The sequence below is a fragment of the Szabonella alba genome (assembly GCF_016765775.1).
Taxonomy (GTDB): Bacteria; Pseudomonadota; Alphaproteobacteria; order Rhodobacterales; family Rhodobacteraceae; genus Szabonella; species Szabonella alba.
This window is the reverse complement of sequence record NZ_JAESVN010000023.1, coordinates 1-9697: the sequence shown is the minus strand read 5'-3', so window position 1 is coordinate 9697 and position 9697 is coordinate 1. Positions and strand designations below refer to the sequence as shown.

Genomic DNA, 9697 nt, shown 5'->3' with positions numbered 1-9697 from the left:
ACATCAACGGGTTCTATAATCCGCGACGACGCCACTCAGCACTGGACTGGAAAAGCCCGGTCGCCTTCGAACGGAAAGTGGCCTAACGAGCACTGGGGGCGGCACAAATACGTGACAGGTCCAGACGCCTGTCCAACTCCGCCGGAACCCCGCGTCCATGACCGATCTGGCGCAACCCGGGCTTGGCAACTGGTCAGGGGAGATCGGTCTGGAGATCGCGGGCCTGACGTAGGAAATCCTCGCATCGCTTTCCGGCGATATCGGACAGACTGGCAAGCTTGATGTGACGCCGATGCTTTCCTTCGCCTTCGAGCAACTTCTCCGGATCGTCCAGTAGGGTGCCGTTGGTGAACTCCAGGGAGACATGATTCGTGTAGGCAAATATCCCGCAGAACTGCGATTTAGGCTGCCCTGGTACGCTCTCGACCAGTGTGCCCCCGTATTTTGCGATAAAGGCCACCTCCGGCTCGACCGTCACGACAATGGCCTTCAACCGTGCGACGATCTGATCTGTTTCCAGGGCGTCCATCATGGCCTCAACCCGGCAACTGCACTGCTGTGCAGATTTCGATCAGATAACCATTTGGGTCCGCCACATAGGACGTTGTCTGCCCCCAAGGTTCATCGCGCGTGTCCTGAATAGGCGTGGCACCCGCGTCTATGGCTCGTCGAAAAGCGGTGGCCACATCGTCAGTCTCGAAAGCGATCTCGAACGTGGGGGCGTTAGCTTCTGGCGAAGCCGGGTTCTTGTCCAGTTGGCGCATTAGCTCTCTTGAGGAAAATGCCAGTTTGGTTTCCCCCGTTATCAACTCACCATAGTCGCCACCTTCGTGTAGGAACCTACGTTTCAGCCCAAACGCCCTCTCGTAGAAGTCGAGCGACGACGGGACATCATCCACATAAAGAATCGTGTAGCGAAAGATCATTTTAGGCGCCTCCAACAATGCCACTACAATGCTAATCCACGAAAAGAGGGCGGTCTTGAAGAAAGCCGACATTTGTCGGCTGCGCAGCATCAAACAAGATGGGGCCCGAAGCTGCCTTGAGGCGGCGCAGCGAGCCCGGCGGGTTGCCCCGCCGGGCCCGAGGGGGAGACCCCGTTCTTTTCAGAACGGGATCTCGTCGTCGCGGTCGACCAGATCGGGGTTTTCATTCTCGGCCGACTTCGGCCGGCTCAGGAAGTCGACCTTCTCGGCGATGATCTCACAGCCGTAGCGGTCGTTCCCCATGCTGTCGATCCACTTGGTGTAGTGGATGCGGCCGTGGACGAGGACCTTCATGCCCTTTTCGCAATGCTCCGCGACCGTCTTGCCGAGACCGTTGAAGCAGGTGATGCGGTGCCATTCGGTGTCCATGACCCGGTAGCCGTTCTCGTCGCGCAGGACGCGACCTTCCGAGAGGCGGGGGCGGGAGGTGGCGAGGCTGAAGTTGGTGATCTTGGTGCCGCCCTGGGTGGTGCGGACTTCGGGGGTCTGACCGATGTTGCCGGCGAGGATGACGATGTTCTGCATGGTAAGCTCCTGTGTGTCCTGTCTTCGGGACCGTCCCTTCGACAAGACCCGGGAAAAGCCCGTCGGGTGACGCGTGCACGGTGGACGGAACGGACGCCGGAAACCCCCAGAGGACCGGGGTGGAGCGGGCAGCCCCGAAGGGGCAACACGGCCCGGACTGACGCGGGGTTGCGCGCAGGTAAGCGAACGGGATTAGGGGATTGTCAGTCGAAGGGATGGCCCAGAAGCCAGAGATGCGCGGGGAGCCCATGCCTGAACCCGTCACCCTGCAAATCGGGACAGCCTGACCCCCAGTTCAGCACCTCACTGGCGCCGAAAACTGCGATCACCAGCCTCTGCCACCCCTGCCCCGCCTGGCAGGAGTTGCGGCACCCTGCCGCGACGGGCTATCGATACTGGATCATTCAGAACACGGAACGCACCAATGGCCGATTACGATCTCGAGCCCGTGGCCACGACATAGCCGATGGCGAGGCCAACCAGCGTCAGGCTCAGGATGCCGCCAGCGATCTTCCCCCTATCCATGGGTGATCCCCTTCTCGCCATGGGTAGCCGTGTGACGCGCACGCTGCGCCTCGATCTGTTCTTCGGCCAAGGCATCCAAAACGCGCTCCATGGCGGGGCCGTGGGCAGTCACTTCGCTGCTCTCCAGATAGGCTTTGGCAAGCTCCAGCTGCCGCAGCGGATGCTCGGTGAACTTCTCCAGCACATCAGCATTGCCGGCACGCAAGGCAGTCACCGCGTTCGGCGTGAGGTTGCCGTCGATCTGGGCCGCAATGCGCTGCCCGTCGGTGTCGGTGAGCGGCTTCACATCCTCGGCTTCGGCCCGCTGCAGGTAGGTCAGCACATCTGGGGCAGTCTCGGCCATGAAGCGCCGTTCGGCATAGTCCTGTCGCGCCTGATCCTCGATGTCGAAACTCCGCTCGCTGATGTAGGCGCGGGATGCCCCCATGGCGCGCAGGCGGTTGATTTCCTCCTGCACGGCCGCCCCGAACTCTTCGTCGGGCATCTCGGCGCGGTAGCGCGCGAGGGTGCGGTCGTCCTCTGATCTGATGATCTGATCCCCGGAGTCTCGCTCACACTGGATAAAAGTTGGGGGCAACGTCACAGCCCAGTCACGCAAATGTGAACCATCGTGTAACGATAAATTGGACATCTCGACCCGTCGCCCTATCACTCTGGAGATAACGCTCCACTTGTTCTAGGGGAACCCATACTACGATGAGAAACCACGAGCTGTCGCAGCCTAAAGTGAATGACAAGATTGGCCGATCCGGATATTGTTCACTCAAATCTAACACTGAAATCGATGCAAGGTGTTGCCACGGCGAATTCCTTCAGGGTAGAAAGCCGTGATTAGAATGGACAAAGAATCTACGAGCGAGTTCGATGTTAACGACATAGCTAAGAACATTAGACGTGTCGTTCAGAGCTATGAGTCGATCGCCGCGGCATCGTCATCGTTGGGAATAAATCGCCAGCAGCTCAATAAATACTTGAATGGAACCTCCAAGCCTTCTCTCCGAGTCTTGCGACGAATTTCACATGTCACAAAAATACCTGTGGAATGTTTGCACGACGGCCACATTTCAGGTGGATCGCCAGCGGATGAAACCGCGACAGCCGATCACCGCATCATGCCCTATCGAGCCAGCGAAAGGCGTTCTCCCTCTTGGGCCGGGAAAGTCAACTTTGACTTGAGTGGACTGAGAGGTAGATACACGCGCTATTATGTGAGCCCAATTGATCCAAACTGTGCCGTGTGTGAAGCTCTACGGATCATTCAGGTCCGGCAAGAAACCTACGGAATTTCGAGGCGATCTACTGCAGAAGTCACGCATTCATCAGGCGATGTTTACTCCTCATTTGGTATAAGTTTCTATAGAAATCGCATGGTCATGGTTGAGAATGGTGACCAGGAAGCATCGGCCGCAAGGTCGGTTTTAATGCTTTATGTCGGGCCAGACAATAATCCTGATTTTCTTACAGGCCACCAGCTCGCGGTAGCAGATTTTGGTACTCGGCCAATATTTACTTCGAAGGCTGTGCTTAAAAAAGTGACTGAGCCGAAGGAATCTCATGTCGGTATGATAAGGCTCAGCGATCTCGACACTCTCACATGTGACAGCTTGCGGTCAAGCTGCCTTCAAAATCAACTTGAATTCGACACGTCAGGAGATGCGGGCTAGATGGGTAACAAAGAACATTTATACTTCCCGGTCAACCTGAAAAACTCTTTAGCTGGCCTTGGTGACCTTTCTTACGTCGCAGGCAGGATAGGTGTGTCGCGCCAGCAACTCAGTAGGTATCTCTCTGGCGCTCAGATGCCGACATATGAAACGTTGAGAAGCATTTCAGAATTTGTTGGAGTGGAACTAAACGATCTTCTATCCGATCCATCTCTGCTCAATTTACCCCAGAGGAAATCTCGTTCACCGCAAAAAGTTGCCTCGGAAGACGTTCTCGATCTTACAGAATTTCTAAGTGATCAAGGTGCGTACAATCTCGATACCTATGATCTGATGGGCGTCTATGAGGTTTACTGTCTTTCTACATTAATTGGACGTGACCTGTATCGCGGCATAGCTATTATCTTCAAATTTGGTGATTTTCACTTGATACGGAGCCCTCGAACGAAAGGCATTGGGTCACTTGTGTTGAGTGCGTCCACAAAATCCATGCGGCACGCAATTCTGATGAGATCTCCAAGTCAGCTGTTTTCGGCGGGAATATTCAACTTGGATGGCCAAGGTCACCGATTCGGACTTTTGGATCTAAGTTTTCCAGCAAGCTCGCTTAAGCAAGATATGATCGGAGTCCTTCTTACGCGCAAGCTTAAAGGAATGACTCCATTGGACTCTATGAGAGTTCTTTTCCGGCGGCTGCCTGAGGGAAGCAAGATTCACAAGTATATCAAGAATACTGGAGCGATTAATGCTGAGGCCACTCCAGCTTCTGTAATATCAATTCTGAAGAATGTTCACTTATGAGGAACAAGTTTAAGTTGCGTTGATTTTTTTATAAGGATCCGCATTAATTGAGTTCAGCTGATCTTTCGGCTGCGATCCTTGGCTTCTTTGCATCCATAATTATGATCATAATGGCCCTACATTTAATGCTATAGTTTGAGCTGATTTTCAGAGTGTGCTGGCGCTCCACTACTGATAACCTCTAAATTTTAAATTATGTCTGGATATTCCGAGTGCGTCTTGGCTGGCCTTCTATTCCAATGGCTTAGTCGACAATTGACATTTCAGAAATCCGGTCGGAATCAAATGCAAATGAGAAGTTAGATTCGCCGCGGTATAAAGTGCTTTCCCACCTCAATTTCACATTCAATTTTGCAATTTCGAGCGCTGCGCTGAGAATCGAGAGCTTGCTGCGAGTATTGAAGAGCTCGCAGTCTGACCAATCACGTATTTGGTCGAGGCCTTGAAAGACAAGGCCCCAGTCTCTGACGATCGCAGTGCGGCTGAAACAATGAAGGAAGCGTTCAGCGTCTCCATTGTTTACAGCATGCACTGTCCGTTCAAGTATTTCAAATTTCTCCTTAGACATCGTCAAGATCAGCGCCCTCGATAGGTTTAGATGCCCTGGTTATTCAGCTCATCGTTCAGACAAAAATATTCTAAGCAATGGCTTAGGAACATGATCACTTGGTAGTATAGCCACCGTTGACTAGAACCGTCTGGCCGGTCATCCAACAGCCCTCGGTCCCTAGGAACTGGATCCACGGCACGATGTCCTGGATGTCGGTCAGCCCGGTCTTGGTAAAGGCCGACAGGGCCGCGGCCTGCTTGTGATAGGCCTGCGCCTCGGGCACCTCTTGCCCGTAGAAGAACGAGGTACCCATCGGACCGGTCCCGGTGGCCGTCACCGAAATCCCCCGCTCACGGAACTTTTTCGATGCCGCGCGGGTGAAATGTTCAACCGGCGCCTTGGTCGCGGCATAGCTGGAATAGAACGGCGTATAGGCCCCCAGCAGCGAGGTCACCAGCGTGGTGATCGCGTCATATTCATCTTCCGAGATCTCCAGCATCGGTTTTTTCAGCACCATGCCGACGGTGTTGATCGCGATGTCGGGACGACCCACCGCCGCGATGGCATCGGCGAACAGCTTATCCACCGCGCCCGCGGTCGACAGATTGGCCTGAATGGCCACCGCCTTGGCCCCCAGCGCCTGCACGGCTGCAACGGTTTCGGCCGCCGAGGCTGCTGTTGCATCGCTGTTGTAGTGCATCACGATTGCCTTGGCACCTTTTGCCGCAAAGTCCTTGGCAATCAGGGCGCTCAAGTTCTTGCCGCCACCGGCGATCAGAACTGTCTTACCTGCGATTGAACGCTCAGTCATATTTCTAACCTCAATCGTGCACCTGGTCGAAAAAACTCAACCTTCAAACGCAACGACACCCCAGAGGTGCTACTCATACGATTCGACTAGAAGTGGAAATAGTTTAAGGCGTAACTCGCGCTCGGGACCTTCGCTACTTGGGGCCACGCCGACTGACTCTGGCCGCCTGGTAGCTAAGGCGATAAATCTAGACAGCGAAATTTGTTGTCCTTTTCCGCCATGTTAATTTTCGACTTACGTTTGGCTTTAGCCTTCTGCGATTCTGGTGAGTTGTAACTCTCAGTTGCGATTTACTCCTATGCCCTAAGTTTTGTTTCAGTGATCAGTGGCGTGTGTTGTTGGGCCCATAATCTCTGGAGATTATACAAAATGGCAACCTACACCGGCGGACCTGGAAATAACTCATACATCGGCACTCCCGATCCGGACGATATTTCTGGTGGAGATGGCAATGACACCCTAAGCGGAGCTGGCGGCGCCGATACCATTTTTGGCGGTGAAGACAACGATTTGATCAACGGCGACGCTGGCAACGATACGCTGTTCGGCGGAACTTCTAATGATGAACTGTATGGCGGCGACAATGACGACCTGATCTACAGTGGTTTCAACCGAGATACTGTGTTCGGTGGTGATGGCAACGACACAATCTTTGGCGAGAACAACGGTGCCGGGCCCGACTTTCTTTTCGGCGATGCAGGCGATGATGACATCTACGGCGGTGACGGTGGGGATTCTATCACCGGCGGCGACGGAAACGACTTTGCCCAAGGTGCCGGCGGTACAGATGAGATGTACGGCGGCACCGGCAGTGATACCCTTCAGGGCGATTCCGGAAGTGATTCACTTTTCGGCGGAGACGACGACGACTTGCTGCAGGGCGGGTCCGGTGCGGACACAATCTTTGGCGGTCTGGGCGATGACCAGATCGAAGGCGGTCCCGGGAGTGATGAGTTGCATGGCGACGATGGGGCCGACACCATCAGTATGGGTGGAGGCAATGATACGGTCTTCGGCGGCGATGGCGATGACCTTATATTGGATGTCACACCCGCGCAACCCTATGCGCCTGGTACTCCGGCGAACGGCGACTTTATTGCTAACCTGAACGGATGGACTCCGGTAAAACCGACCGGGGGCACTGGGCCGGTCTGGACCGCTGTCAACGGCGGAGCTGCCCGTCTGAACAGTGCCGACGAGGCCGCGGGTGGCGATGGCTTGCAACAGGCGATCACCACCACTCCTGGGGTCGAATATTCCCTCACGGTCAACGCGAGCGAGGGTGGCGGCGCTGTTGGCGCTCATACCGTCCTAATCGAAGTGATCGATTCCAACGATGACATCATCGCTTCCTTGACTGCGGTGATAAATGACGGTCAGACTCTGGATCTGACGCTGAACTACATGGCGACGACCGCATTGACGACGGTCCGGATCACCAATCCGACTTCGACTGCGACAATCAGCACCGATCTGCTGATAAACGGAGTGTCGCAAACTGCCCTGATCCCGACAAATGACGACGTGATCCAGGCTGGCGCAGGGAACGACGTAGTCGGAGCCGGGGAAGGAAATGACCAGCTGTTCGGTGAGGCGGGCGACGACGACCTCTCAGGCCAACAGGGCAATGACACACTGACCGGCGGCATCGGAAACGACACGCTTTATGGTGGGGACGGCATCGATTCGCTTTACGGCGGAGATGATAATGACACGCTTTTTGGCGGGGACGGCAACGACGGTCTCTACACCGGGGCAGGCAACGATGTCGCCTATGGCGGTCTGGGAGACGATCTTGTCGGGCCTGACGCCGGGAATGATACCCACTTTGGCGGCGATGGACGAGATACGATCTCGGGCGGCATCGGAAATGACGAACTTTATGGCGACGAAGGCAATGACACGCTTTTCGGCGATGAAGATGACGATCTTCTGTACGGCGGCGTTGGTGAAGACACGCTCTTTGGCGGTGCCGACAACGATCAGTTGTTTGGCGGCGCCGAAAACGACCTGTTGGACGGCGAGGACGGTGACGACACGCTGCTGGGCGGCGCGGGTGATGACGAGTTGCTGGGCCGCGGAGGGAATGACTCCATCGAGGGTGGTCTGGGCGACGACTCCCTGTCTGGGGGCGACAGTGAAGACATCCTGCTCGGCGATGTGGGTGAGGACACGCTCTTTGGTGGTGCTGACAACGACACGCTTGACGGCGGCGCCGACAACGACATTCTGAACGGCGAACTTGGGGACGACGCCTTGCTGGGCGGAACGGGCAACGACACGCTGAACGGCGGCGGCGGCGGCGCGGACACGTTGACAGGCGGCGCGGGCGATGACCGGTTCATAATTTCCGGCAGTGCAAGCGACAGCATTCAGATCGTCAACTTTGGCGAGGGTGAGACGGCGGTCGGAAATGGCGACGATGACAACGATTTTGTCGATCTGACAAACTGGTACAACGATACGACCCTCGCACTTTACAATTCGACCTACGGCACCAACTTCAAGACCGCTCTGAATGCATTGCAGCATGATGCCGAAGACGGCTCGCTGGACTTTATCGCCGTGCTCGGAGGCCCAAGCGTAACATTCAACTTGGTCGGATCAGGAGCGATCGACACCGAACACACCGGTGTCGTCTGCTTTGCCCGCGGTACCATGATCGAAACCGATCGCGGCCCAGTGGCAATCGAAGAGCTCGAACGTGGAGACCGGATAGAAACCTTAGATCACGGCTATCAGAGAATCCGCTGGATTGGGTCCCGTCGCATATTTGCCGAGGAGCTTGCGACGAATCCCAAGCTGCGCCCAATACGCATTAGTACTGGCGCCCTGGGACACGGGTTTCCTGAGGCCGACGTGCTAATTTCGCGGCAGCATCGTGTTTTGGTCGTATCCAAGATAGCAGAAAGGATGTTTGGCACACACCAGGTCCTCGTTCCTGCAGGACAGCTCTTGCAAATTGAGGGAATCGAAGTTGCCGAAGACGTGACATATGTCGAATACTTTCACTTCCTCTTTGACCGCCACCAGATCGTTTTTGCGGCCGGGGCACCGATGGAGTCTCTCTTCACCGGCGTAGAGGCACTCAAATCGATTTCAGCGGAGGCACGACGCGAAATCTTTGAAATCCTGCCAGAGTTGGAAGCGATCAGCGCCACGCGTCTGCCAGAGCCGATCCGGCCAATATATTCAGGTCGTTCCGCCAGAAAGATGGCCATGAGGCATGTGCAGAATAGGCAACACCTGTTGGGGAGCTCTTTATAGGATCTGGGCATAGAGTTGTCTGATGGGCCGAGAACTTGATAACGTTACCGCGAGTCTGGAGTGCCCCCACTGAAGTGGTCAACCAACAGGGATAGTATGATCCCACTTGTTCCGATCCCCAACGTTGGACCGCCCGAAGGCAGAGTTTTCCGGCTTCGCTCAGGGTGACGGGCTGGTGACGCCCCCTGATTTCGTCAGCATGATCGGGACCTTGTTGCCGATCGCGCCGTGTGGCCGTTCCTCGTTATAGTATCTACGCCAAGCCTCCAACTTTTCGGTCGCGTCTGCAAGGGTCAGGAACCAGTGCTGGTTCAGACACTCGGCGCGGAACCTGCCGTTGAACGCTTCGATGAAGGCATTGTCCGTCGGTTTGCCCGGGCGCGAGAAGTCGAGCACGACACCGCGCTGATATGCCCACAGGTCCATGTCACGCGAGACGAACTCGCTGCCCTGGTAATCCTCCCCATGGTTAAGGGGCTGCATAAGTAGAATTTTCTCGTAGCGTGAGCTGAGGAGATTCGAATGAGAAAGAGCCGTTTCACCGAGCCGCAGATCATGGCTGTGCTTC

Annotated in this window: 8 protein-coding genes and 1 pseudogene; 3 read left to right on the top strand and 6 right to left on the bottom strand. The window is 55.6% G+C overall.

From position 1 onward, the window contains the following. Window positions 1–193: 193 nt before the first annotated feature. The 4 genes and pseudogenes from JL811_RS19495 to JL811_RS19480 all read right to left on the bottom strand — a co-directional run. On the bottom strand, window positions 194–532 hold the full coding sequence (locus JL811_RS19495) for a DUF1801 domain-containing protein (protein WP_202690377.1): 339 nt from the start codon (window positions 530–532) through the stop codon (window positions 194–196). Between the two features lie 4 nt (window positions 533–536). Beyond that, the gene (locus tag JL811_RS19490) at window positions 537–926 is read right to left on the bottom strand and encodes a VOC family protein (protein WP_202690376.1); all 390 of its coding nucleotides are present in this window, start codon (window positions 924–926) and stop codon (window positions 537–539) included. Between the two features lie 180 nt (window positions 927–1106). Continuing rightward, the gene (locus tag JL811_RS19485; protein WP_202690375.1) at window positions 1107–1511 is read right to left on the bottom strand and encodes a single-stranded DNA-binding protein; all 405 of its coding nucleotides are present in this window, start codon (window positions 1509–1511) and stop codon (window positions 1107–1109) included. 517 nt (window positions 1512–2028) lie between these two features. Then, window positions 2029–2559 (bottom strand): annotated as a pseudogene (locus JL811_RS19480) (relaxase/mobilization nuclease domain-containing protein); the annotation flags it as partial. A gap of 313 nt (window positions 2560–2872) precedes the next feature. Between JL811_RS19480 and JL811_RS20345 the strand changes: the two are divergent. Together JL811_RS20345 and JL811_RS19470 are read left to right on the top strand one after the other, a co-directional pair. Next, window positions 2873–3700, top strand: coding sequence for a helix-turn-helix domain-containing protein (locus JL811_RS20345; RefSeq protein WP_202690374.1), 828 nt, complete (start codon window positions 2873–2875; stop codon window positions 3698–3700). Further along, a complete protein-coding gene (locus tag JL811_RS19470; RefSeq protein WP_202690373.1) occupies window positions 3701–4501 on the top strand; it encodes a helix-turn-helix domain-containing protein in 801 nt (266 codons plus the stop codon). It abuts the gene before it with no gap. Between the two features lie 662 nt (window positions 4502–5163). On the opposite strand, the gene JL811_RS19465 is transcribed toward JL811_RS19470, so the two are convergent. Then, window positions 5164–5862, bottom strand: coding sequence for an SDR family oxidoreductase (locus JL811_RS19465; protein ID WP_202690372.1), 699 nt, complete (start codon window positions 5860–5862; stop codon window positions 5164–5166). 369 nt (window positions 5863–6231) lie between these two features. Between JL811_RS19465 and JL811_RS19460 the strand changes: the two genes are divergently transcribed. Continuing rightward, window positions 6232–9129 carry a Hint domain-containing protein gene (locus JL811_RS19460; protein WP_202690371.1) on the top strand — a complete coding sequence of 966 codons (2898 nt, stop codon included), beginning with the start codon at window positions 6232–6234 and terminating at the stop codon, window positions 9127–9129. 159 nt (window positions 9130–9288) lie between these two features. Here the strand turns inward: JL811_RS19460 and JL811_RS19455 are convergent. Then, a partial coding sequence (locus JL811_RS19455) for an integrase core domain-containing protein (protein ID WP_237685092.1) occupies window positions 9289–9697 on the bottom strand: 409 nt, incomplete at its 5' end.